At 54.9% G+C, this 26,901-nt stretch carries 17 protein-coding genes and 1 pseudogene; 8 read left to right on the plus strand and 10 right to left on the minus strand.

Annotation, left to right across the window (positions count from 1 at the left end; genetic code table 11):
• Positions 1–63: 63 nt before the first annotated feature.
• The 10 genes from RBB47_RS10100 to RBB47_RS10145 form a co-directional block, all read right to left on the minus strand.
• Positions 64–1,227, minus strand: a complete 1,164-nt coding sequence (locus RBB47_RS10100) for a helix-turn-helix transcriptional regulator (RefSeq protein WP_305985656.1) — start codon at positions 1,225–1,227, stop codon at positions 64–66.
• Between the two features lie 221 nt (positions 1,228–1,448).
• A complete protein-coding gene (locus RBB47_RS10105) occupies positions 1,449–1,766 on the minus strand; it encodes a hypothetical protein (protein WP_305985657.1) in 318 nt (105 codons plus the stop codon).
• A gap of 171 nt (positions 1,767–1,937) precedes the next feature.
• Complete coding sequence (locus tag RBB47_RS10110) at positions 1,938–3,194, minus strand: TRAP transporter large permease (RefSeq protein ID WP_305985658.1); 1,257 nt, start codon at positions 3,192–3,194, stop codon at positions 1,938–1,940.
• Complete coding sequence (locus tag RBB47_RS10115; RefSeq protein ID WP_305985659.1) at positions 3,191–3,742, minus strand: TRAP transporter small permease; 552 nt, start codon at positions 3,740–3,742, stop codon at positions 3,191–3,193. Before RBB47_RS10115 ends, RBB47_RS10110 begins: the two co-directional genes overlap by 4 nt.
• A gap of 61 nt (positions 3,743–3,803) precedes the next feature.
• Positions 3,804–4,793: a TRAP transporter substrate-binding protein gene (locus RBB47_RS10120; RefSeq protein ID WP_305985660.1), complete on the minus strand. Its 990-nt coding sequence runs from the start codon at positions 4,791–4,793 to the stop codon at positions 3,804–3,806.
• 29 nt (positions 4,794–4,822) lie between these two features.
• Entirely contained in the window at positions 4,823–5,575 is a 753-nt protein-coding gene (locus RBB47_RS10125) for an SDR family NAD(P)-dependent oxidoreductase (protein WP_305985661.1), read from the minus strand.
• 28 nt (positions 5,576–5,603) lie between these two features.
• Complete coding sequence (locus RBB47_RS10130; protein ID WP_305985681.1) at positions 5,604–7,289, minus strand: thiamine pyrophosphate-binding protein; 1,686 nt, start codon at positions 7,287–7,289, stop codon at positions 5,604–5,606.
• Between the two features lie 5 nt (positions 7,290–7,294).
• A complete protein-coding gene (locus RBB47_RS10135; protein WP_305985662.1) occupies positions 7,295–7,924 on the minus strand; it encodes a hypothetical protein in 630 nt (209 codons plus the stop codon).
• 58 nt (positions 7,925–7,982) lie between these two features.
• Positions 7,983–8,297: an NIPSNAP family protein gene (locus RBB47_RS10140; RefSeq protein ID WP_305985663.1), complete on the minus strand. Its 315-nt coding sequence runs from the start codon at positions 8,295–8,297 to the stop codon at positions 7,983–7,985.
• Entirely contained in the window at positions 8,294–9,763 is a 1,470-nt protein-coding gene (locus RBB47_RS10145) for an NAD-dependent succinate-semialdehyde dehydrogenase (protein ID WP_305985664.1), read from the minus strand. The genes RBB47_RS10140 and RBB47_RS10145 overlap by 4 nt, the downstream gene beginning before the upstream one ends.
• Before the next feature lie 142 nt (positions 9,764–9,905).
• Here RBB47_RS10145 and RBB47_RS10150 point away from each other — a divergent pair, with 142 nt between their 5' ends.
• From RBB47_RS10150 to RBB47_RS10180, 8 genes and pseudogenes are all read left to right on the plus strand, one after another.
• Positions 9,906–10,754, plus strand: coding sequence for an AraC family transcriptional regulator (locus RBB47_RS10150; protein ID WP_305985665.1), 849 nt, complete (start codon positions 9,906–9,908; stop codon positions 10,752–10,754).
• Between the two features lie 319 nt (positions 10,755–11,073).
• On the plus strand, positions 11,074–12,372 hold the full coding sequence (locus tag RBB47_RS10155) for a tyrosine-type recombinase/integrase (protein ID WP_305985666.1): 1,299 nt from the start codon (positions 11,074–11,076) through the stop codon (positions 12,370–12,372).
• Entirely contained in the window at positions 12,365–13,174 is an 810-nt protein-coding gene (locus RBB47_RS10160; RefSeq protein ID WP_305985667.1) for a hypothetical protein, read from the plus strand. Before RBB47_RS10155 ends, RBB47_RS10160 begins: the two co-directional genes overlap by 8 nt.
• Before the next feature lie 114 nt (positions 13,175–13,288).
• On the plus strand, positions 13,289–13,468 hold the full coding sequence (locus RBB47_RS31000; protein ID WP_371932766.1) for a helix-turn-helix transcriptional regulator: 180 nt from the start codon (positions 13,289–13,291) through the stop codon (positions 13,466–13,468).
• A gap of 1,974 nt (positions 13,469–15,442) precedes the next feature.
• Positions 15,443–15,755 (plus strand): annotated as a pseudogene (locus tag RBB47_RS10165) (transposase); the annotation flags it as partial.
• A 283-nt stretch (positions 15,756–16,038) separates the two neighbouring features.
• Positions 16,039–16,617, plus strand: coding sequence for a GNAT family N-acetyltransferase (locus tag RBB47_RS10170; protein ID WP_305985668.1), 579 nt, complete (start codon positions 16,039–16,041; stop codon positions 16,615–16,617).
• Entirely contained in the window at positions 16,601–17,077 is a 477-nt protein-coding gene (locus RBB47_RS10175) for a hypothetical protein (RefSeq protein WP_305985669.1), read from the plus strand. The genes RBB47_RS10170 and RBB47_RS10175 overlap by 17 nt, the downstream gene beginning before the upstream one ends.
• Positions 17,078–18,682: 1,605 nt before the next feature.
• Positions 18,683–26,901, plus strand: an 8,219-nt coding sequence (locus tag RBB47_RS10180; RefSeq protein WP_305985670.1) for a DUF4214 domain-containing protein, incomplete at its 3' end; no start/stop codon positions are given.

Raw genomic sequence — 26,901 nt, forward strand, 5'->3', positions numbered from 1 at the left:
CCAGACTGACAATTGGTTAAAAAACAGGCAGGGGTGGGTAGAAATCGGTCAGTGGTTTTGCCTCTAGTCATCGGCTAGGTAATTTGCGCCGAAGCTCATGAGCAATCTTATAAACTGGGTGCGGGTTGAACAGCCAGTCTTGGTCAGGATCGCGTTGACCTGGTTGCGGATTGTGGCAACAGCCCGGTTGTTTTGCTCCGCGATTTGGGTGTTTGTCTGCCCCTCTGCCAGTTGGAGCACAAGTGCCGTTTCGGCCTGTGTGAGACCAAAGATTTTCTGAACCGGGTAGGGGTCGAGACTGACGGGTTTTGTCGTATCGAGACTGTGCAGCACATATCCGGCGAATTCACCGGAACCGATCTCTTCGGCCTTGTTCAGATGCTGCAACTCGATACAGAGATGCTCACCGTTCCGGTTGGAAATCACTTCCTTCCGGGGTCTGGCGCCGAACTGGCCGTGATTTTGGACGTCTGATTTCAGTTCCTCAAACCGTTTCTGATCGGCGTCTCGACTGAATTGCAATGCGCCGCCAGGGGCTTTGACGAAGACACCGGTGTCCTTTCGCTGGCGCCTGAATTCTTCGTTTTCCTGAACAATCCGGCCCTTGGCATCGAGGACGCAAATCCCGAGGGCAAGTCTGTCCATCGCAGCCATAAGCTGAAGCCTGTGTGTGGCAAGATGCTGCGTTGGCCGGCTGAGATCGATGGCTTTTGCAAGATGTGGCAGCACCTTGTTGAGAACGGACAGTTCTTCGGCAAGCGCCGGACCGCGACCATCCGGATACTGGAGGGTGAATTGCCCGACATTGAGATTGTCCTTGTTCAGGAACGCAATCACCCGATGCCTGAGACCAATCTCCATAAGCGACCGGACATTGGGACGAGACAGGAACTCGTCATAGTCATCATAGACGGGCTCGTCGCTGAGTGCTTCGATATCGTCCTTCATCGATATGATCGACTTGGCAACGGAACGATCAGCTATTTCCTGCTGCAGGTTGTCGTGGACGTAATCGTCCATAGCCCTTTCAGAAAACGACCCGCACATGTGAGTGATCAGAAAGGGTCTTTTGGGCAGGTTTTCGGCGTATTCGAAAATCGAGCAACTTCTCGCGCCGGCAATTTCGGCGCAGCGGTCGAGAACATCGGGCCAAAGCGACGGATCGAAAGCCGCGTCATACATGGAGAAAACCAGATCATCGGCGTGCCGATCTCGCCTTGCCGTCATTGCGTTCGGAACCTCCCGAAATAATGTGTCCTGACCCTAAGTATCATAAATTGGAAAAACGGTTGTTTTGCAACCGCTTCGGCTTGAATGTGCCTTAGGCACCGAGGTTTAGGATTCAAGATTATCGCAAGAACCCGCAGCCTGAAGGGCAAAGCCCTACAAGGCAGCACGAAAGGGAACGCACTAAGGAACGACTGAACCTAGTCTTGTGGAGCCTGACGTCACGCCGATATCTCAGCCTCGATCAGTTTTCCCAATCGCGGCATGAGTTCAAGTATCCAGTCGGCCTGCCGATTGCCGTGAATTGAAAGCCAAAGGCGTGAAGGTTTGGCGACCTCGTCGCGCGCCCACCAGGTCACCTCCAGGACGCCGCGCTCGTCGCGCCTCTTGAAGTGCCAGTGCACGCAGCCAGGATACTTTTTCAAAGTGGTCTTAAGCGTGGCATCGAGCGCTTCCTTGGCGCAGACATTTTCGACGGCACGCATGACCGCATCAGGATCCACAGACGCAGGTAAATCGATCTCAAAATCTTGCATCACGTCGCACGCCTAAGGGACAGGGCAGGAGCAATAAAGCCAGCTTGAAAACAGAGCTTAAAGGTCCGAGCGTCGGTGATTTGTTCTGGAAACGCTATTGTTTATCGAAAACAGTCGCGTGTGTTCTCCTGAATCCCACGCGACGAACACGCTTCAAGGTCTGCGCATTCTTTCTCAGCGGAAGACCATTCCGGGGAAAACGCTGAGCAAGACCACCACCAGGGCCGCAACGCCGACAAAAGGGAGTGCGGACTTGAAGATCGCACCGGCCTTCACGTTGGAGACGGTCGCGGCAACATAAAGCGCGACACCAACCGGAGGTGTCACCAGTCCGAGTGTCAGGTTCAGACACAGAACGACGCCCAGATGATAGGGATCGATTCCATATACGGATGTTGCTACCGGCAGAATGATCGGCACGACCATGATCAGGGCCGGAATGCCGTCGATGATCATGCCCACCGCCAGCATGATCACGTTGACCAGCAGCAGGAACAGGATCGGGTTCTCGGCAACGGTGACCACCCATTCGGCAAGGCTTTGAGGTATCTGCCCGTAAATCAGAATCCAGCTGAAGACGTTTGCCGTTGCCACCATGAAGAGCACAAGCGCCGCGTTGGAGCCGGCCGTCAGCAGCATTTTCGGGATTTCCCGGTCCGAGAGTTCGCGCGTCAAGAACTTGCCGATCAGATAGGCCATGACTGCAGCGATGGCCGCGGATTCAGTTGGGGTGGCAATGCCGAACAAGATACTCCCGATGATCGAAACGGGAATGACCAGCGTCAGCAATCCGTCGCGAAGCAATCCGATCCGTTCTTGCTTAGATAACGGCGGAGCGACAGGGAACGGGCTAACCAGACCGATCAGAAAAATCACCACCATGAAGCCGGCGGCCATCAGCAGACCCGGGACGATACCCGCAATGAAGAGATCGCCGATCGAAATCTGGGCGAGCACACCATAAACCACGAACATCATGGAGGGCGGGATGATCGGGGACAGCAATCCCGCCGATGTTGTGGTCGCAACCGCAAAGGTTTTCCGGTATCCGGCCCTTTCCATTTCCGGAACCATGACTTTCGACATGATGGAGATCTGCGCGGTGGCCGATCCCAGGATTGATGCCATCATCATGTTGGCGAGAATGTTCACATAGACCAATCCGCCTTTCATTGTTCCGACAACCGCCCGCGCCATCCCGATCAGACGGCTGGTGATGCCGCCGCCATTCATCATCTCACCGACCATCATGAACAGCGGGATCGCCAGCAGACCGTATTTTCCGATGCCGGACTGCAATTGAAGCGCATAGGAGCCGATGAGAGCCACGTTTCCGGTGTCCAGCACATAGACAATGGCCGAGACCGCGAGAACGATGCCGATAGGTGCTCCGATGAAAAGCAGAACCACAAACACAAAAGCAGTGATCATGGCCGAACCCCTTTTTCAGGAGGGCCGTGAAGGTCCTGAAGAAGGCACGCCGCGCTGTGGATCGTCAGCGTGATCGCAAAGACCGGCATGATCAGGAAGAACCACAAGCGGCGTACACCGATTGTGTTGGTCACTTCCTGGTAGACGCTGTTGAACGTGCTTTCGAAGAATGTTTGCAGGTCAAATCCGCTCCGCGCCAGAGTGAGAGGGTCGAACCAGACCCAGCTGGCATAGGCCAGAAACAGCGCGAAGCCAAGATTGACACACTGGACGGCAATAGACAGCCGGCGACGCATGGTTTTGGAGACCGCATCTGTAAGAAGCGTCACCGAAAAATTTCGTCTTTGGGCAAACATCAGGCTGGAACCGACAAAGGCGAAGACAACCATCAGGTTGATTGCCAGCTCATCGACCCAATACAAGGACCAGTTCACGGCTCGGCTTGTGACATTGAGTATCATCAGCAAGAGCACTGCGGCGACCAGCAACTTGAGAATGGCAGCCTCGATTTTTGCAATCCAGTCCGATGTTTTCAGCAAAACATTCATCTGCGCCCCTGTCGGTTTGGCCTTGGGCAAAGCGCCCGCGCCGTGACGCGGGCGATCACATTTACTGCGTTAGCGCATTTGCTTCTGCCTGTAGGGCGGCGATGGAAGGCGCTTTGGGTTCCCAGATGGCTTTCCATTCGGGGATCGTGTCTCCGAAGAATCCCGGCGCCGCATCGACGACATTTATCCCGGTTCCCTTGAGATCACCCAGCCATTTGGGCTCGTACTCGATGTATTGCGCAAAGAGCCAATCGATCTGCTCGGAGACGGACTGCGACAGCATCTGCTTTTCTTCGTCGCTCAAAGCCGCCCAGTACCGGCCGGACACCACCGCAACGACAGGGAACATCATCTGGCTGGTGATGGTGAGGTTGGGGGCCTGATCATAAAGCTTCAGCTTCCAGGCGAGCTCCAGGTCGATGTCCGCACCATCGACTTGTCCGTTGGCAAGAGCATCGAACAGGCCGGGCAGGGGCACCGGCGTCGGGGCCACATTCATCAGTTCGTAGAAATCGCGGAGCGGCGCAAATGGTGTGATGCGATATTTTCGCCCGGCAAGGTCTGCCGACGTCAGGCCCGGTTCACGCGAGATCAGGTGCCGCATGCCACCCAGACCGAAGCCGAGCCCTTTCATGCCAAGCTTGGTGTATTGGTCGAGCATCCCAGTTGCCGTCGGTCCGGTCAACAATTTCGACGCCTGGCTCACATTCTGCACCAGATAGGGCGTGAACAGAGCCGCCATGTCGTCAATGCGGTTGGAAAATTCGGCAACAGTCAGGAACCCCATGTCGAGGCCACCGGACTGGATCTGCTGGATCATGGTTGCCTCGTTGCCCAGCTGGCCGGACGGGAAGACCTGGGTTTCGATCTTGCCGCCGCTCTTTTCCGCAAGAGACGTACCGACACGGTCCATTGTCTGGGTCCAGAAGTGACTGGCCGGCGTGATCGTTCCGATCCGGAGTGTTTTTTCAGCAGCGGCTCGCGCAAGTCCCGGTGCGGCCAGCATGGCAGCAGCAAGAGACGTTGTTTTCAAAAAATTGCGGCGGTTCATTTGTTTCCTCCCCGTTGGTTTGGTCTTGATCAGTGAAAATACGCCCCACCGTCCACGACCAGCGTCTGACCGGTCATGAAGGCTGCGTCCTGCGAAGCGAGAAACGCCACGGCACCGACGACGTCTTCGGGCTGTTGGTCACGCGCGATGACGCGTGCCTTTTGCGAAATATCCTGGAGCTTCTCGATCTGGTGCGGATTGGCCTTGACGCCGTCGGACATCGTGAAACCGGGTGCAACGCCGTTGACGCGAATACCTGAGGCTCCCAATTCCTTGGCCAAGGCCTTCGTCATGGCATTGATGGCACCCTTGCTGGCAACGTAATGCAGCAGGTAGGGAACACCCTTGAACGGTGTGCCCGACGACATGTTCACGATCGACCCGGCACCTTGCGCCTGCATGGCCGGCAAGACAGCGGCCGTGGCAAAGGCCTGACCCATCACGTTGACATTGAGAACGCGTTGCCATTCTTCGGGTGAAATGTCGCTGAAATCCGTCAGTTTGAGCGTGGAATAAAGACCGGCATTGTTCACCAGAGTATCGATGCGATCGAAGGCATCCAACGCTTCGGTAGCCATTTTCTCGCAGGACGCCGGGTCGGAGATGTCGCAGAAGACCCCGATCGCCGGAGCGCCCGTCGCCGAAATCTCCGCAGCCGCTTCGGCCGCGCCAGAAACATCGGCAATCACAACGGCGGCACCGTCCCTTGCAAAGCGATCCGCAATGGCGCGGCCAATCCCCATGGCCCCGCCGGTCACGATGACTACATGTCTTTGGTCCATTGTTCTGTTCCCGTAGTTTCTGCGCCGCTTATCGGGCTTGCGCACTGCGCCGCAGGTCTTCAATCGTCTGTGTCGGAGTAATCAGTTCCGGGTCCACTTGAAGCTCAATCAAGCTTGGACCGGGATAGGAACAAGAGCGCTCCCACGCCGCGGCGAACTGTTCGGTCCGGGTAACGGTCTCCCCGTGACACCCATAAGATTTCGCGAGCATTGCAAAGTCGGGGTTCACCAGATCCGTTGCGCTGACGCGGCCGGGATAGTTTCGTTCCTGGTGCATCCGGATCGTGCCGTACATGCCGTTGTTCACGACGATAACATTCAAATTAGCCCGGTACTTCACAGCCGTTGCCAGCTCTTGTCCGTGCATCAGGAAACATCCGTCGCCTGCAAAACAGACAACCGTGCGGTCCGGATGGACACGGGCTGCTGCAACGGCGGCCGGCAGTCCGTACCCCATGGACCCGGAAATCGGCGCGAGCTGCGTCCGGTGTTGGCGATAGTGCAAAAACCGGTGAACCCATACGGTGTAGTTTCCGGCCCCATTGGTCACGATCGTGTCGGCTGGCAGGGTCGCTTTCAAATGCGCCATCACGTCCGCCATGGCCAGTTTTCCGCGTCCGTCCGGCAAGGTCGACCAGACCCGGTAATCGGCATTGCAAGCCGCGACATGGGCCTGCCGCTCGGACAAGCCATTTTCGGGAACGCCACGTTCTCGCAGAGCCTTGACGGTTTCCGCTGCAGGCGCGGCAATACCGAGATCCGGTGCATAGACCCGCCCGATTTCGTCCGGGTCCGGATAGACGTGAATGAGTTTTTGCAAAGGTCCTGGAATATTGACCAGGCTGTAACCGCTGGACTCCATTTCGCTGAACCGGGTGCCCAGCAGGATCAGGACGTCTGCCGACCGGATGCTTTCGGCAAGCGCAGGATTGATACCGATGCCCGCGTCGCCCGCATAACAGGAATGCGTATTGTCGAAAAAGTCCTGGCACCTGAACGATGCGGCTACCGGGACCGCCCAGTCTGAAGCAAACGCCTCAAGATCGTTGCGCGCCTGTTCCGACCAGGCACCCCCGCCGACGACAATCATCGGCTTCGCAGCGCGCTCCAAAGTTTCTAAAACTGTCGTTAGGTCGGCATCAGTCGGCGCAGCCACAGCCGCGCGAGCCGCAGCAAGTTTTGGTTGGATCACATCCGTCGTTTCAACCAGCATGTCTTCCGGTAACGCCAGAACGACCGGCCCAGGGCGACCTGACATCGCGACGTGAAACGCTCGCGAGACCATCTCGGAAACCCGCCCGGGACTGTCGATTTCCGCGACCCATTTGGCAACCTGACCGAACATTCTGCGGTAGTCGATTTCCTGAAAGGCCTCGCGTTCGCGCATATCGCGCGCCACTTGCCCGACAAACAGGATCATCGGTGTCGCGTCCTGTCGGGCGATGTGAAGCCCGGCCGACGCATTGGTCGCACCTGGTCCCCGGGTTACCATGCAGATGCCGGGACGACCCGTCAGTTTGCCATAGGCTTCCGCCATCATCGCCGCACCGCCTTCCTGGCGGCAAACGGTGACGTCGATCTGCGGAGCGTCGCTCAGTGCATCCAGCACGGCAAGATAGCTTTCGCCTGGGACCAGGAAACACTGGTCAACCTTTTGCTGAAGCAGGCATTCCACCAGAGTTTCGGCGCCGGAAAGGGCCTTGATGTGGAGCATCTCGTTCACAGCGACAGTCCTATTTCGCCGAAGTTGCGATACGTCTGGGATTTGGGTTTTGCGCGGTCTTCTTCGTTCTCGTAGTGGATCGAAGACTTGCCGCGCAGCGCATCCGGAAGGACCATTGCGCGGATGAACCGGCTCTGGATTGTGTGGTCAGCCTGGGCAAAGACTGGCAGCGGACCGGCTTCAAACCAGGCACCACCGGGGCCGAACGATGTCGACATGCCGTCCGTGTCGATCCGGATGCCGCCTTCGCGCAGACAACGGATGCCCGGACCTTGATGGGTGTGAAGCATCGCTGTGCCCGAGGGAGGGAACGACACGCTGTCAAGCCGCAGGAAACTGCCGTCTCCCGCCAGATGCGCCGGGATCTCGCCGGACAGTTTTCTTGCCGAATTCTGGGGAGGTGTCTGGGGCGGCGTATCCGACAGGTCCCAGCGCCAGATCGAGGCGCCTTCAACACCGGCCACCAAAGTGACAGGTCCGTTGGCGACAAAGCCCTCGTCATAGGCATGCACCTTGCCGTCAACAGTCACTTCACCTGCGGTGACATAGATAGCACGGGCGATCGTTTCGCCGAATGCAACACGCTGACCGTCAGAAAGATTGTCCTCAAACAAATGCAGTTTCATTTGTGTTTTCCCTCGATCGCCAGTGTTCGCGTGACGAATGCGCAGCTGCCTGAACCGATTACCGTGCCTGCATGAACGGAGCAGGCAGCAGCAGCTTGTTTTCCTGGTGTCGGACCAGAGGTCTGATTTTCTTGACGTAATTCGTCCAGTCCGGGTCCTGGACCAGCGCGTTGCGGCGTGTTTGCCGATCCTCTAAATCGGCGTAGGACCACAAATGAACGATCTGGTTCTGGGGGCCGAATTCGACCTGGTAGTAGCCCAGAAGATTGCCAAGGATCCGGGTTTGAACGGCAAGACCTTCAGCCTCGTAAAGCTTCAGATATTCCGGAACCTTGCCCACATGCAGCGTGTAGATGCGTTCTTCGACGATCATGACGCTGCCTCCAAACCGGCGAGGCAGATGTATTTCAGCTCCGTCCAGTCCTCCATGCCGTATTTCGACCCTTCACGGCCAATCCCGCTTTCCTTGACGCCGCCAAAGGGGGCGACTTCGGTTGAGATCAATCCCGTGTTGACGCCAACAATTCCGGTTTTCAGCGCATCGGCGACGCGAAATATCCGTCCGACGTCACGGCTGTAGAAAAAACCGGCCAGTCCGTATGGCGTGTCGTTCGCCATCTCGATGGCCTCTTCCTCGTTTTTGAAACGGGTGATCGCGGCGACCGGACCGAAAACCTCTTCGTGCGAAATGTCCATTGCCGGCGTAACGCCCGTCATGACTGTGGGCTGATAGTAGGTTCCACCGGCTGTGTGCCGCTGACCGCCAACACGGATTTCCGCGCCCTTGTTGCTTGCGTCCGTCACCAGGCGTTCGACCTTCGCCAGGCCGCGATCATCGATCAACGGCCCTTGAGCGACGTTTCGTTCAAGACCGTGACCGACTTGAATGCCTTCGGCCCTTGCACACAGCGCTTCAACGAAAGCGTCATGTATTCCGTCCTGAACAAAGATGCGGTTTGCCGCGATACAGGTTTGGCCAGAGTTGCGGAACTTGCAGATGTGCGCGCCTTCAAGAGCAGCTTCCAGATCGGCATCATCAAAGACGATAAAGGCGGCGTTGCCCCCGAGTTCAAGGCTCACTTTCGTTAGGTCACTGGCACAGTCACGCATCAGTTGTTTGCCGACCGCCGTGGACCCCGTAAACCCGATCTTGCGCACAAGCGGACTATCGATCAGCGCTTTGCCGATCAAGGGCGCTTCGTCGCGACCACCCGTTATGACATTAAAGACACCTGCGGGCACACCCACCTGGTCCCCAAGCGCTGCGATCGCCAAAGCGGACAGGGGAGTGGCTTCGGCTGGTTTCAAAACCATGCAGTTGCCTGCAGCAAGGGCAGGCGCTGCTTTTCGGGTCACCATTGCTGACGGGAAGTTCCAGGGCGTAATGCCGCCAACGACACCAAGCGCGTTCCGCGTGACCAGGATGCGCGCATCCGTGCGGTGCGGCGGAATGATGTCGCCGTAAAGTCTGCGGCCTTCTTCGGCGAACCAGCTGAAAAAGCTCGCCGCATACTCGATCTCGACAAGGGATTCGCTCAACGGTTTGCCTTGCTCAAGGGTCAGCAGGCTTGCCAGTTCATCAGCGTTGGCGCGCATCGCGCCAGCCCAGGCATGCAGCACGTTTGCCCTGTCTGCTGCGGTCCGGCCGCTCCAGTCCTTGAACGCGGCTTGCGCAGCCGCAATTGCAGCGTCGGTCTCCGCACCGCCCATGCGCGGCACGCTCGCCAGCGTTTCGCCGGTCGCAGGATCTGTCACATCAAGACGCTCACCGGCATCCGCGGAGATCCATTGTCCGCCCACATAGCAGTCGGAGTTCAAGAATTCTGGCAATCGGGCCAAGGCCGTTTCCTCATCGTTCGTGTGCGTAAGCACTTGTTTGTTGAACGCAGGATGGCACGGGCCTGATCAGTGGTCTTTGCCCCGGTTTCGTGCTATTTACCTTTTTGTCCGATTTTTTGGTGGTAACGGCCGAAGGGATACCGTGGCTGACGCATTGGGGATCGCCGTAGGAGCGTTTGGGCGTGTCGCATTGTTGTCAGCGACCGAACCGGTGCAGGATCACGCCCATTCTCAGGTGCACGCTCTGATCAAGATTTCGGGCCCTGACACGACCTACAGCGTCGATGGTGAGGAAGCCAAGCTCACAGACACACAAATCGTCTTGGTCAATCCCTGGGTTGTTCATTCAAACAAACGACCAGCGGGCACTGAGCCGACGGTCCTGCTGGCGCTTTACGTCGACACCTTGTGGTTTGGAGAGCATGGCAATCAAATCCTGGCCGGGTTCAAAAATCTGCCATTTGCCAGGACCGCGGTGACGGCCAGCCCCCAACTGCAGGAACAAGCGGCCGGGCTTGCCGATCAATTGATGGACATGCATAGCGACGAAGAAGAGTTCGATACGCTGTTGCGAGATCTGGTCTGGTCGGTGCTTCAGTGTTCGAAGACGGACGTGATGTCGGAGCAAAGCACCAATCGCTCCTTTGTCAGCGATCACCGTATTCGCAAGGCCGTCAAGGCGTTTCGTCAGGACCCTTCCAAGGAACTGGACCTGAACGAAGTCGCTCGCAGCGTGGGTTTGTCACGATCACAGTTCTACGCGCGATTCCGCCAATGCACTGGTCTGTCCCCGCGGACATACCTGGACACTTTGTGCTGTGAACGCGCATCGCATCTGCTCAGCGACCCCGGCATCACCATCGCAGAAATATCCGAACGCCTGGGCTTTTCCGCCCAAGGGCATTTTACGAGGTTCTTCAAATCCAAAACGGGTGTGTCCCCAAACAGCTTTCGGATGGGACACATAGAGGTTGGACGTGTGCTGATCTAGGGCTTTCCGATAAGGCTATGGATTCAAATTTAAACAACAAGCTGGCATTCGGACATTCAAATCCGGCTCAGTTTGACCTTTAGGCGCAGCTAACACGTTTTCTGCATTAGGTCGAAAGTGAGCGCCTAGACGCTCGCAGACTTTGCTTCTTGAAAAAATGGCGGTGAGGGTGTCCGCCATTCGGTTGTTTCAATTCGTGTCATTCAGAGAAAAATAGCTAACTCCGTCAGAGAGTTACTTTGGATCGATGAATTATGTTGTCACCGTTCGTATCATTCGTTAGCATCTTTATTGATGGGTGTAAAAACGGGTGAAAAGGTTGCCACGCAAAGCTCGAGAACTGTCCGCCATTGAAGTCAAACGACTTAGACATGATGGCACCAACGGAAACAAACTTCATTTTGTCGGTGGAGTCTCGGGGCTCGCATTACAACTTCTGCCAACAGGCGGAAAAACCTGGATTTTGCGAACAACCATAGGGAATAAGCGGCGAGACGTAGGGCTTGGTGGCTATCCCGAGATATCGTTGTCGGTTGCGCGCGAACGCGCTCGCGAGACAAAGAATCTCGTTCGGCAAGGTGTCGATCCGATCGAACATCGACGGGAACTGAAGTCGGGGTTAATCGCTGCACAAAAAAGAAACCTGGCTTTCTCGGAGGCCGTACAACGATACCTTGAGGCGAAAGCATCGGAGCTGAAGAACCAGAAACACAAAGAGCAATGGGCGAGTACTCTCAAAAAATATGCAGAACCAGAACTGGGTCATTTGCTTGTCTCTGACATCACAACACAGGACATTTTGAGAACGCTTCAGCCCATCTGGCACAATAAGACCGAGACAGCTTCTCGCCTAAGAGGAAGGATCGAAGCTGTCATTTCCTGGGCAACTGTTGCTGGCCACCGCAGTGGTGATAACCCTGCAAGGTGGGCAGGTAACCTTAAGGAATTGCTCCCGTCGCCTCGAAAAATTGCGAAGTCCGGTCATTGGCCGGCCCTAGACATCGGTGATGTGTCTGCTTGGTTTGCAAAACTGAGAGAAATGGATGGCATGGGAGCACGCGCACTAGAGTTTCTAACGCTCTGTGCATCAAGATCCGGTGAAGTGCGTGACGCGACCTGGCAAGAGATCAATCTTGAAAAACGTTTATGGGTCGTTCCCCCAAACCGCATGAAAAGTGGCCGCGAACACCGCGTGCCGCTGACTGACGAAGCGCTTAAGCTACTTGAAGCCCTGCCAAGACTTGAAAACTCTCACTTCGTTTTTCATTCCGCTAGAGGCGGAGTACTGTCTGACATGTCGGTATCCGCCGTGATGCGCCGCATGCAGGAAAACGCGTTGGTTCAGGGCCAAGTTGGGTGGCTTGATCCCAAAAGCGGAAGGCCCGCAGTTCCGCATGGGCTTAGGTCCACCTTCAGAGATTGGGCGGCAGAAAATGGATATCCAAGAGAGATTGCAGAGATTGCTCTTGCCCACGCCGTCGGCAGTGAGGTGGAACGTGCTTACCGTAGGTCGGATTTGATCAAACGACGACGATCGATGATGAACAGTTGGGCAAACTTTTTGTCGACCGGCCGAACCTCTAACATTCACTCGCTTGAAATCGCGAAAAATGCCTGACAAGAAAAACCCTTTCCCGCGAGATGTTGTCGACCCATTTGAACAGTTTTTGGAAGAAGGGGGAGATTGGAACCCTGCCATGCCACCGTCTCAAGTCTGGGGAGTTTGGGAAGTCGTAAAAGCACACTTTCCGAAAGTCGAACCTGAAACGATCTGTTACAAAATCTATTCTGCAGCAGAACTCGTTGAAGAATGTGATGCCGACATTTGCCAGGCATGTTCAGAAATAGCTGTGTTTGAATCTGAAAAAGTCGGCGAGTCAATTGAACTAAGCCGTAGCTTTCCGAACGTTTGGGGGGCGGCAAACATCTTTCGCAAGAAGCGGGCTGCTATCGAGTCTGGCGACGCATCGAAATGGCGTTTTGCGGCCAATAATACAAATCGAAGGATGGATATGATCGAACTGGCCGCAGAAAATGACCTCGCTAAAGAAAGAGACATCACACTTGCTGACGCCCTCATAGAAGCTATCGGACCAACCGAAGATTCTCTTCAGAAAAACAGCGAGTTTTGGACACAAAAAACTGAGGAGATAGAGGTCGCGCTGAACCGATTGAAAAAGGGTGGACGTCAGACGAATTTGCATAGAGATGAAGCGGTTCGCGCCGCAGTTGAGTTATGGGAAACACTCACTGGCCATAAGGCAACCCAACCTGCCCACGAACTCGCCACTTCAGAGAGAAAGACATCCATGACTTCTTTCGTGCAGGACGTCATTGCGATTTACAAAGACTACGGAATGTCAGGTGCAGTTTCGATAAACTCTGGTGCCTATTGGAGACGCATCCTGAAAAATCGTTAGATTTTTCCAATTTTTGGGGTTTCAAAACTAGCATTTTCCAAAGTTTGAGGTTTCTGGGGCGGGCTTCATACGTTCTTTGCTGCATGGTGTCTTCATCTGAAGTTGGAGTTTCAAATGAAGACAGATACCTATTTGTCCGACGTGGACTTATCCAAGCGTTGGGGCGTTGCGCGCCCGACGGTATGGCGCTGGCATAGGGAAGACAAATCGTTTCCCCGTTGCGTAAAACTAACCGCCGGCTGCACGCGATGGCGACTTTCCGAAATCGTGACCTGGGAAACATCAAAGACCTAACGAACATTAGGGTATTGAATCTGAAATCCCATCTCTGAATTTATTGAACTGCCGCCTATTTTTCGCGAACGAGGGAGGCGCAGTCAATCCCGAAAACATTCCTGGCTGCCATCTGTAGCCAGGTCTTAAAGTAGGGAGGGGTCGGTTGAATGACGGTAGCCCTCCCGGCGCACTTACGTGTGCCTTCGTCGTACTGTGGGGCGCTGCAAACGACGAACCCTGGTTCTAGAGCTCCGAGGGGTGCAGCCGCGAGATGACAGGTCTCAGCGAAATAGTAGGGAGCAACTTTACGGCCCTGTTCGGCACGTAAAGACCCATTGCGGCGGCCCGGCTCCGACGGACAAGATCGCTTTTGGGTATAGAGACAAAGCCTCATTGGTGGGGCTTTGCTCGTTCTATACCCAAAACAACGACCCCCACCAACAGACAAGAACTTATAAGACGAAAAGGAATAAACTGACTCACATAAACACTTTAGCATCGAGATTATTTGCTTTGCGAGATTTGAATTGCGCGCCATGCCAAACAGTTTTTGTCCTATCGCTTGTCTCCAATGGGTGCTCGACCAAACGAAGAAGAATTACACCGCGAGGCGTGGAAATATAGGGGATGCTATCAAACATGTGTTGTGACTGATAACGCTTGTGCATTCGGTCCCGACCGCGCTGGAGCGCGTAGCAATAACCTCCCTGGGCTCAAACAAAGTTGACCATTGTCGAGCATCTTGGGCAGCAGCCAGTGCGTTGCAGAATTTGCCTCCTGGATATCTGACCCGCATGGTCAAATCGCGTGGGCAGGGACGCCGAGCTCCCCAGCGCAGGAAGAACCAATGTTCTTTAAAAATCACGAAGGCCCCGGATTCAGTCTTAACGTGCATCGATTTTTGAGCGCGGTATAGCAGACCCAGCACAGGCGTTTTCTGCAACATCCTACCCACCCACCGCGGGGCAGCGGCAGCGCAGTATTTCAGTGTGTTACGATCAACGGAAATCGCATTTCCGATTCCGATAAAAAACAGAAGCGCTTACGCAAGCAGTAAGGAAAGGCGCAAGATTTCAATAATTTGATGTGTGCAAAAGTAACGAGCATAATAACAATTTGGGAAGCGGTGACATTAAGGACTGAAGATTACTTCGCGCTATCACCGTTGTTCCGGCAGCGGGTCGTGCTTGGCCGTTTTTCATTTGGAAGCTCCTGCTGTTCGCTTTGCGTGCAAAATACTTTTTTTTGAGACTACTCGTGACCGACTAAGGTCCTTGCTCTACCCGACATGTCCAAAATCTCTTCCAGCATGGCGTCGGTTTATGCCTATTTCTCGAGGAATTTATCGTGTTGGCAGAAGAGAAACCTGGAAAGTAGCCGGATAGCTTGTCTCACTCATCTGGTGGCCAGGGCTATTGGTCTGGGTGCGGTAGATGCAATTCGCAAGGTGTTTGTCGAATGAAGTTTGTGATGCCATGAGAGATATGTTTCGCGCTCCATCGTTGTCGCATTTATGCTCGGTACAGTGACATTCTTCAGGAGCGATAAAATTTACTCGTACGTTTCTTGCCTTCAATTTGATTGCGAATGTTCGGGTCATTATTTGGGCAAAGTGGAGTGTCCCGATTTCATCTGGATAGAGTGCGCCTTTGGGTCGGTTGTTTTGGAACAAACTAGGCAAATTACACCTCCAGGCGAGCATATGAACTGCGCAACGGCATGAAGGATGTGCCACAAAAGAGCAATGTTGTCCGAAATAGGTTGCTGCGCAGAAACCCAGTTTTGTTGCCTATTTAACGGCAGGTCTTTACAAGCTCTGAAAATGTCGGCTACCACTATGTCGCGGCTCTCGGCCGCACGTGTTGAGCGGTGTAGCTCATCGTTTAGCTTCTCAATTTTTAAATAGCATGTATGGCAATAAACATACTGACCTGCTCCTCTGAAATGCCTGCGTTTTGAGGAGAGTCTTTTTCCAATTGCTGGGTACAAACGATGAAGCGATCCAGGTTCTCCGAAGAACAGATCATTGGCATTTTGAAAGAGCAACAGACCGGCATTTCAGTGGCGGAGCTTTGCCGTAGTAGGGTGACAACAATACGACCTTTTACAGGTGGCGCTCAAAGTATGGCGGTATAGAAGTGTCTGAGGCCAATAGGCTTAAGGCTCTCGAAGAATAGAACGCAAAACAGAAGAAGCTGCTCGCTGAGTCGATTATTGATGTGTCGACACTTCGCGAGATACTCGGAAAAAACTGCTGACGCCCGGTTCAAGGGCGAGTGCCGTGAACTGGGCGATCGAGACCAAGGCTCGCTATGATTTTTCTGATTTCGGACCTCGAATCTGAAATTGGTGGACAATTGTCAGCGTATCCATCTGAAGACGCTGCGTTATTAAAAATTTCAACCTGAAATCAAATAAATTTGGTTGCAGTTGGTTTCCAGATGTTGCTAGGGTTTAGTTAACTTATCTAGGGTTGTCGCCAGGCGACCCGGATCGGGGGCCGTGGCTACGAGATGAGCGCGCGGGTACCGGTCGAGTTAAGGGATTGGGGCAAGGTGGACAGAAGCGATTCTGATCTCTCCGGTCGCATGGAAACTGCGAGCGGCGAAACGGGGACGGCTGTGCCGGTTAAAGCATCACAGGCGTCAATTCGCTCCACAACTGGAGCGGCAACAAGTGCTTCCCAAATTGTCGTCAGGCTGGCGCGTGACAACGAAGTTGATTTCGCTGCAGCGTACGGTCTGGTCAAGGACGCACACGAAAGAACCATCTTCCAGGATATCCCGTTTTCTGATCGCAAGGCACGGGCACTTTTCGACAAGGTTGTCCGACAGCCGGATCAGCACGGGTTGTTGCTTGCAACACTCTCAAAAGAGGAAACACCTGTTGGCTTCGCGTCGCTGAATGCCGGTGAGTATTTTTTGGGTGAAGGATCACTCGTGTGCTCGGTAACAGGGCTTTACTATGACAGCGCTCTTTCCGGGTCGATGTTGGCAGGAAAGGTGGCTCTCCGCTTGATGCAGGCGACACGGCAGTGGGCAAAAGAGCGTCAATGCAGTCATCTTATTGTTCATGTCACCAACGGCATGAGCGCCGCTCGAAGTGATCAATTCTTCCGCCGATGCGGCTTGACTACGGTAGGAGGGAACTATGTTGACACGCTTTAGTGTTGCACATCCGCTGTTGCAGACAATTCCCCGACCTAAAGTCTCAAGACTGGAATACCTTCGACAATCAAATGTCACACTTCCGTCCTTCAGAAAGAAATTAGGACGGAGCATTGCGAGTTCGATGATCCAACTAGACCGCCTAGGGTTGATCAATACTAAACCGGTAGGCTACGAAACGTCCACCACGCACGGTTTTTGTTTGATTGCCCCTATCCGTGCGAATGAGCACATTCCAGTGTCAGATACGCTTATCACCCATGCTCAATTGCCGAACCTTTACCAGAGGTTGTCAGGACTGTTTCTCCAAAAAGTAGCCATGCAATCAGTTAAGGCAATGCAATTTCAATCGTTGGCGCAGAACTACGAACAAATACTATTGAATGCGACCAATGGCAAAGACTGGATTCAGGGCTCTCTCTTTTTTCGAGGTGAGTGTTGGTCGGCTTTAACGTCCTGAAAGTCATGGATTTTTAGACGCCATTGGCTCGTAAACACTGGAGGAAGTAACATTTGCAATCGGCAAAGCGAACGTTACGAAAAATAGTGCTGCTACTTGCGGTAATTATTTTAATTCACTTAGTTATTTCGCTAAGCGCGTTTTTTTTCTGTCGTAGTATGATTTCATATCAATTAGATAGTACTGATCAATGTAATTTCAATCATTATATTTTGGGACAATCATATTTTTACAATAAGGAGGACGGTTATGAGTGATTACTCGATTAGGTTTAATGTATACAACGACTCATTAACCGGGCATGCGAATGTTACGTTCATATCGAGCGCAGGGAAGTTCACTGTCGGTGCAAATATCGAAAGTGGCTATTCGCTCAGCTATGCGGTGTCCAAATTCGGGCCGGCAGACGGTAAGATAGTTGAAGAAAAGTCCTTTGAACACGGTCGTTCTGGTGTTTCGAGTACTGTTGATGTTACCCAAGCAGAATTCAATGCTGCACTTGGTTGGGCTCTTTCTCGTGTCGATACGAACCATAACTATGGGCTGGTAACCGACGCATGCAACCACTTCGCACAAGAGGTTTACGAGCGAGCTGGGTTCAGCGGTGGTTTCGGAGAACTATTTAGCAACCGTGATTTATTGGTTGGAACAGTTCCAATTTGGAAAACAATTCCCGATGCACCACTTTTAGCGCAAGGTATAAAAAGAAACCCGTATGTTGATTCAATTACAAATATAATTTATTCGATTGATAGCATTGGAGAACTTATTGGGCAGATCAAAAATAAATGCTTTCCCGCGGGAACGGTAATACATTGCGAAGGGGAAAACAAACCTATTGAGAACATAAAAAACGGAACTAGTGTACTCTCATACTGCCCGCAATCCAAAAATGGTCGAAATCAACCTGTTTCGAAGTTGGTTTCCAATACATTTACGAACATTACTGAAGAGTGGCTTCGTCTTACCTGGTTTGAGAATGGCGAGCACAAAGAACTTCTAACGACGCCTGGTCATCAATTCTTAGATGCCCATGGTGGCTTCCGTAAAATTGAAAGCATTGTCGTCGGTGGGCAAGGGGTTGTCGTGCTCGCCGATGGATCTGAGGCTGAGGTCAAGTCAGAGAGCATTGTTTATTCTGCCGAAACTGCAGACATGTTCGAGCAAGCAGAGGGATACGTATATCCAGAGAACGGAAATACTGCGCTCAAACCGGTCTACAAGAAAGGCTGGAGAACATATAATTTCGAGGTTGAGGATTTTCATACCTATGTCGCCGGCGGTGTGCGGGTTCATAATGATTCCTGGAACGACGGTAAAGGTGTTGAATTCCACAAAGAAAGCTATTCAACAGGAAATGCTTATGCGGTAACTGATCTTGAGGGCATAGTTCCAATTGACGGTCGTGCGCTAGCCACATATCGATTTAAACAGGATTCGTCCTACGATTCCACCGCCCAAGGTCGCGCTGAAGCCGCTGCATTTGGAGCTGCTGCTGCTGGTGGTACTAATCGTGAAGTAAGCGCTGCCGCTTGGAGCGAATACAAAGCAAAAAGTACTTATGGTTTAAGCGAAGTAGACGCGAAAGCGTGGACGTCTGCGTTTATGAGTGCCCGCGATTTTTCGCGTTTTGAAGCATCGATCAAACATGGCCGTGAGAAAGGCAGAGACTATGCAGCGGCTGCCTCCTCCGCTTCCAATCGTGACTCTGGTCGAGATGTTGAGGGTTCGAAGGTTGACACGTCTCGTTCTTGGGAGACGGGTGTCGGCAAGGGTGGTTTGGGCGACTACGACAATGACGGCGAGGTGAGTGCCCGGGAATTCAACCGAGCAGAAGCGGAAGGCAGATACGGAAATTCGTCTGGAAACAACGATAGCGACGGCGAGTCCGGTGGTGGTGGGGGCGGACAAGGTAAGCCTGTTCTTCTTGACCTTGATGGCGATGGTTTGGAGGTCACGGCGCTCGACCGCTCGTCGGTGTTTCTGGATACTGAGGGTGATGGGTTTCTGCGCCGCACGGCCTGGGCCGGTGAAGGTGACGGGATTTTGTATTTCGACCCTGACGGTCGCGATGAGATTACGGAAAAGCGTCAGTTTGTCTTTACGGAGTGGGATCCGACGGCGACGAGTGATCTTGAGGCATTGGCCTCGGTCTTCGACAGCAACGGCGATGGTGTTCTGAGTTCGAGCGACACGGATTTTACCAAGTTCAAGCTGATGGTGACCAATGCCGATGGTTCGACGGTGTCGAAGACGCTGGCGGAGCTTGGCATTACCGAACTCGATCTGACGGCCGATGCAACGCATATCGAGCTTTCCGATGGGTCCGTGATTACCGGTCAGACGACGTTCAAGCGTTCCGACGGGACCACCGGGACGGCCGGCGACATGTTGCTGGCAACGGAAGTGCAGGGTCACCGGGTTGAGCAGGTCGAGACGACGGACGGCAGCGGCAACCGGGTGTTGACTTCGACCGCTTATGCCGCCGACGGCAGCAAGGCCTACGAGATCCAATCGGTGACCAGCCCGGACGGGCTGAACATCACCAACCGTTATGACGACAATGGCGACGGGGTGACCGACCGGATCCAGACGATTGTCACGGTGGTCAATCCGGATGGCAGCCGCACGGAAACGGAAACCAATCTGAGCGGCAGCGAGGCGGCATCTGCGGTTCTGGAAACGCGGATCGTGACGACCACCAGTGCCGATGGCAAGGTTGAGACCATCGAGCGGGATATGATGGGCGGCGGCTGGTATGACCAGCGCGAGGTCCGCACCGAGCATGCCGACGGCAGCCGCACGATTGAGATCAGCGACCTGGCGCAGGACGGGTCGGTGATCACCAGCCGCTCCGAAACCGTCTCGATTGACGGTCTCACCCGCATTGACGGGGCTGATCAAGATGGCGATGGCCTGGCCGATACCACCGTCACCCATACGGTCACCATTCATGCCGATGACAGCCGCACGGAAACGGTCGCGACAACCAATCGGGACGGGTCGCAGCGATCCCATGTCCAGGAAGATGTCAGCGCGGACGGGCGCACAAAGACGATCCTGCGTGATCTTGACGGTGACGGCGATACCGATACACGCGAAGAGCTTGTCATCACTGTTGCAGCTGACGGTCAGACGACCTCTGTGCTCGATGTCAGGAACGGTGACGGCTCGCTCAGAAGTTCGTCAACGACGCTCCAGTCGGACGATGCCCTGACCAGGACGACGCAGCTCGATCAGGATGGCGATGGCGATATCGATGTGAAGACCGTCGAGGCGACGGTGATCGACGTAGATGACAGCCGGGAGACCACGGTCACGGTGACCAACACCGACGGTTCGGTACGCTCAATGACCCGTGAAACGCTCGGGGCGGACAAGGTCAGCTCTACAACCTGGGCGGATCTCAACCAAAACGGGAGTTTTGAGGCAACGGACCTGGTGTCTTCTGTTGTGATCGATGACACAACCAGTGATCGAATAGAGTTATCTTATGCACGCAATACGGATGGTTCTGTTAACGCCGTTACAACTTCAACGACAAGTGCCGACGGTCTGACGCAGACCATTACAACCGATGCGGACGGTGATAATGACACGGATCTGACTGTATCGGATGTCACGGTTCTGAACGGTGATGGCACGTCCACGCGCACGGTCACGACACGCAATCAGGACGCTTCACTTCGGACGAAAAGCGAGATTATCACCAGTGCGGACGGGTTGACTGTGACGACCCGGACGGATGTCGATGGGGATGGTCAGTTCGAGGAAAAATCCGTCGACAGCAGGGTTCTGGAGAGCGATGGGGGGACCACCCGCACGACTTCGAGCTTTGCCGGCGACGAGACGACCTTGCTGGCACAAACGGTGGTGCATGACAGCGCCGACCGGCGCGTCACCACCATCACGACCGACCGGGACGGCGATGGAAACACCGACAACCTGACTGTGCGCAGCGAAGGGTCGGATGGAGCGGTGACGCTCACTGAAACGGTTACTGCCAATGACGGCACGGTGCTTGGACGAACGGTTACCAGCACCAGCGCAAACGGTCTTGTCAGCGAAACGGCAGTGGACGTTGACGGTGATCTTGCTGCCGACGTGACGCGCAAAAGCCAGACAGTCTTGAACGCCGATGGCAGTCAGACAACGACCCAGCAAAGCGAAAACGCGGATCTGACGCTTCGAAGTGCGTCTTCTGTGACAGTCAGCGACGATGGTCTTGTGACCGTGACCGGCACCGACCGGGATGGCGACGGCACCGAGGAGCGGGTTGTGACCAGCACAAGCGTGCTGGAGAACAACGGCGGCACGACGACGACGGTGGAAAGCCGGTCAGCGAACAACAGCCTCTTGAGCCTGACCCGGACAGAGGTCAGCGACGACGGTCTGGTCACGGTCAACCGCTCCGATGCGGATGGTGACGGCAGCTACGATCTCGTTGAGACCATCACGACCACCCTCAATGCGGACGGATCGACGGAAACCGTTAACGAACTGCGGGACGGGGCAGGTGTCCTGCGCAGCAAGTCGACACAGACCGTATCGGACAATGCCAGGTCTGTTCTTACCGAGGAGGATGTCGACGGCGACGGGCTCACAGACTTCAGGACGACGCAGACGATTGCCGACACCGGCATCGCCGAAGCATTGACGCAACATCTGGCGTCAGACGGCAGCCTTCAGAACCAGACAAGGTCCGTTACCAGCGCCAATGGCCTGGTCGCCAAGTCAGAAACGGACGCGAATGGCGACGGCACCTTTGAAACAGTGACAACGGCGACGCGTGTCTTGAACGCGGACGGGTCCGAGACCGTTACGACTGAACTGAAAGGTGTAGATGGGACGCTATGGAGCAGCAGCACCGCAACAACAGGTGACGACGGGCTGTCGAGCGGTCTTGTCGACGACATGGACGGAGACGGCAGCGCTGATCGGACAACAGCACGCCAGACGGTGATTGCAGCCGACGGGACGGTTACCAGCACGACGGATGTGACTGCGCGCAGCGGTGCGCTTGTTGAAAAAACCGTTGAGACTGCAAGCGGCGACGGCCGCACGACCTCGCTTCATATCGACCGCGATGGAGACGGCCAGAACGATGAAGAGATGGTGATCACCGTCGGCAACGACGGGACGACCACGACAACGTCCTCCTACTTTGCCGCAAGCGGAGCGTTGCTGGCCGGAATGGTCTCTGCCGAAAGCGGCACCGGGCTCAGCAGGACCGTAAGCTATGATCTTGATGGTGACGGCGCCGATGATCGGACACTTGCCGATACCACGGTACTTGGTTCAAACGGCAGTCGAACCCGGACGATCGAACACAGGGACGGCCAGGGTGGCCTTTTGGCGAAAGAGCAGGTCATCACCTCCGATGATGGTCTTGCCACGACCGTTTCCCTGGATCTTGACGGCGATGGCACATTTGAAACGGCAACGGCCCTTACCACGGTATTTGCCGGCGATGGCTCCACGCTGGAAAACTGGGAAACGCGTGACACTGGCGGAACGCTGACCGCGTCGCAGGCCCGGACCAGCAGTGGCGACGGGCTTTTGGTCACCCAGTCGACAGACTTTGATGCGGATGGCAGTGCCGACCGGATCACGAGCCTGCAGTTGGGCGCTTCCGGTGGCAGCACGGAAACCGAAAGCTTCCATGGAGCTGGGGGCACATTGCTGCGCAGCTCCACAACGAGTGTCAGTGCCGACGGGCGCACGACGACGTCAACGCTCGATCGGGACGGTGACGGGTCCGATGACCTGGAGATGGTCACGCAGGTTGACCTCAGCCGCACGGAGACAACCACCTACACCGACCGGGCAGGTGACGGCAGCGCGGACGCGGTGATTACCAAGACGACATCCGGCAACGGCATGGTGCAAAGCTATGCCTTCGACATTGACGGTGACGGATCTGCAGATATCACCCGCGTCACGACAGTCTCTTTTGATGCGGCCGGCAATGAGATCAGCGTCTTTGAGGAGCGCAATGCGGACGGTGAGCTGGAGTTTTCCAGCACGACAACGACATCGGCCAACGGCTTGACCTCAAAGACCGTTGTTGATTCCGATGGCGACGGCGAAACCGACAATACGGAATACACGGTCACGACACTGAATGCCGATGGTTCGACCACGACCGGAAGCAAGGACTGGTTCGCCAACGGCGTGACCCGTTCGAGCTTTGAAGAAACGGTGAGCGCGGATGGCAGAACCGTCACCCGCTCCTATGATTTTGATGGCGATGGCGCCGTCGACAAGACGATGGTGTCGGAAACCGGGGCCGATGGCAGTCTGACGGTCACCGAAACGGCGATTGGTGACGTCGATGCTGAGACCAGAAGTTCTGTCACCACAACGTCTTCCGACGGCCTTGTGACGACGATCTTAAGAGACGGTGTGGAGCAGACCATCACCCGGTCTCCGACGGAAAACGGCAGCTATAGCTGGGACAACGGTGTTACAGCGTCGGAAACGCAGACTCACATTCTTGTATCGCACACGGTTGATGGCCTGGGGCTTGAGACCTGGGAAGTGCGCGAGACGGTCAACGGGGTCTCCACGGTCTTCACCCAGACATTCGACGATGCGGCAAAGGCGCGTTTGCTCGCGGAAGCAGCCCGAATTTATGACAGCGTGTTCGACCGGGACATGGATCTCTCGGAAATCGAGGTTCTGGTTCGCTTTGCCTTAAGCGGTCAGCTGGACAGGGCGGCGCTCGCGGATGCGCTGCTAAACTCCGATGAGTATGAAGCGCGCTACGGAATATTGAGTGATACCGGCTTCATTGCGCGGCTCTATCACAATACGCTCGGGCGCGAACCGTCCCTGGACGAGCTGGAAGATCACCTTGCAGACCTCACGGCCGGGACGAAGACGCGCGCGCAGATTGCGGCGGAACTGGCTGAAAGCGCCGAACATCTGGTGGTTGGCAACGGTCATACCGAGACGAACAATCACGATGTCTTCCTGATGGATGTGAAAGAGGAAGACAAGCTTCAGCTTTCCTTTGATCAAAGCCTCGCCGAACTTGAAACGAACGATGCGTCCATTCTGATCGGAAGCTCCGCCGGCGAAACGCTCGACGGCACCGGATACGGGGCAGTTTACGGACAAAGCGGCGACGACACGCTGAACGGCGCTGTTGAAGCATCGTCGCTTGTGGGCGGTGACGGCGACGACACGCTGAAGGGCAACACCGGTGACGACAACCTGTCCGGCGGCTCCGGCAACGATCGCCTCGAAGGTGGCGACGGCGAAGATACCTACTACTACGAACGCGGCGACGGCGACGACGTCATTCTGGATACCGGAAGCGGCGACAACGGTGACACGCTCTTGTTCGGTAAAGGCATCTCCGCCGAGGACCTCAACATCGGCTATTCGGGCGACGATCTCCTGATCACCTTCTTCGAACAGAGCGAAGAGGACAAGTACACCGCAAATGCGGTTGGCTTGCCGCCACTGACCGGCTCCATTCGCATCGAAAACTGGGCAACGTCGTTGGACGGCAGGATCGAAATGCTGTCCTTTGCCGACGGAACGTCGATCGATCTGGCGAAAAAGTCCTTCATCATGGCTTCGCCAAAGAACCTGCCCGAGACGCTCCAGCAAGACTCGATCGTCACCCTCGTCGACCTCAACAATGACGGCAACCTCGACAAGATCGAGTCCACCGACGACGGCTCGATCTGGACACGTCTGGGCGATGGCCAGGGCGGGTTCAGCGCAGCTCAGGCCCAGGGGCGTGATCTGGCGACGAACGTCCTGGAAAAGACGGGTGGGGGTAACACTTCGAGCGATCGTTGGGCCTATTCGGCAGAAAGCTTTACCGGTGCTGGAATCCTGACGACGACGGTTGTTCAAACGGACAAAATAGTAACGGCAGGCCTTTCATCTGGTAACCGAGAAGCCAACTGGTCATCGATTGACTATGCAATACACGAATATGCCGGCACGCTTCGAGTTTTTGAAAGCGGCACGGACAGGGGGTCGTTCGGGAATTACGCGGTAGGCGACGAGCTCTCGATCGAACGTTTGAGTGACGGCACGGTCCGGTATTTGAAGAATGGGGAAGTATTCTACACAAGTGGGATTACTTCTGATCCTTCGATAGCATTACGGGCCGATGCGACCTTCCATCACCTTGGTGGGCGTCTCGGGGATACGTCGCTCCAAGCAGGCAGCGCACCGGCTGCGCTCGTAACCTGGGAACCCGATCAGGACGTTTCTCTTGTCAGCGCCAACATTACGGTATCAACGAGCTACGAAGACCTGAACGACGACGACATCGTTGATGCTATATTGGCGTCTGATGACGGGTCTATCTGGACACGTCTGGGCGACGGTCAGGGCGGGTTCGGGGCAGCTCAGGTCCAGGGACGTGATCTGGCGACGAATGCGATCCAGAAGGTTGGTGGGACGCATGGCCAGTGGGACCGGGGGGCTTACTCGGAAGAAGGATTGGTCGGCGCTGGGGCACTGACAACAACAGTTGCGCTCACCAACAGATCGGCCATGTTGGGTCTCTCAGCAGACCCGGGCGATTCAGGATATCATTCGATCGATTACACGCTTTTGCAGAACGCAGATGGTACATTGCGTGTCTATGAAAGCGGTGTGCATAAGGGCACGTTCGGTAACTATCATATTGGTGATGAACTGGGTATCGAACGTCTTGCCGATGGGACAGTTCAGTACCTAAAGAACGGTTTAGTATTCTATACAAGTAGCCTCGTGTCGGATATTGCCACGACGCTCTATGCGGACGCGAGCCTTCACTATCATAGCAGTCGCTTGGGCGACACTTATCTACGGTCTGGTAGTGGCGAAGATGAATTGATTACTTGGGTTGCTGACCCTGATCTTTCGATTGCCACATCAGTCGGCACAGTTTCAGTCTCCTACGAAGACCTGAACGACGACGACATCGTTGACGCTATATTGGCGTCTGATGACGGGTCTATCTGGACACGTCTGGGTGATGGTCAGGGTGGTTTCGGGACAGCTCAGGTCCAGGGCCGTGACCTTGCGACGAATGCGATCCAGAAGGTTGGTGGGACGCATGGCCAGTGGGACCGGGGGGCTTACTCGGAAGAAGGATTGGTCGGCGCTGGGGCACTGACAACAACAGTTGCGCTCACCAACAGATCGGCCATGTTGGGTCTCTCAGCAGACCCGGGCGATTCAGGATATCATTCGATCGATTACACGCTTTTGCAGAATGCAGATGGTACATTGCGTGTCTATGAAAGCGGTGTGCATAAGGGCACGTTCGGTAACTATCATATTGGTGATGAACTGGGTATCGAACGTCTTGCCGATGGGACAGTTCAGTACCTAAAGAACGGTTTAGTATTCTATACAAGTAGCCTCGTGTCGGATATTGCCACGACGCTCTATGCGGACGCGAGCCTTCACTATCATAGCAGTCGCTTGGGCGACACTTATCTACGGTCTGGTAGTGGCGAAGATGAATTGATTACTTGGGTTGCTGACCCTGATCTTTCGATTGCCACATCAGTCGGCACAGTTTCAGTCTCCTACGAAGACCTGAACGACGACGACATCGTTGACGCTGTATTGACGTCTGATGATGGGTCGATCTGGACACGTCTGGGTGATGGTCAGGGTGGGTTCGGTGCGGCTGTGGCCCAAGGCCGCGACCTTGCGACGATCGTGCTTGAGAAGACTGGTGGGAGCAACACCTCGAGTGATCGTTGGGCATATTCCCAAGAGAGCTTTACCGGTGCCGGCGTTCTGACCACAACGGTAATTCAGTCGAATAAACAGGTTACGTTCGGACTGTCTTCTGGAGA

Source organism: Roseibium sp. MMSF_3544 (genome assembly GCF_030732845.1).
GTDB lineage: Bacteria > Pseudomonadota > Alphaproteobacteria > Rhizobiales > Stappiaceae > Roseibium.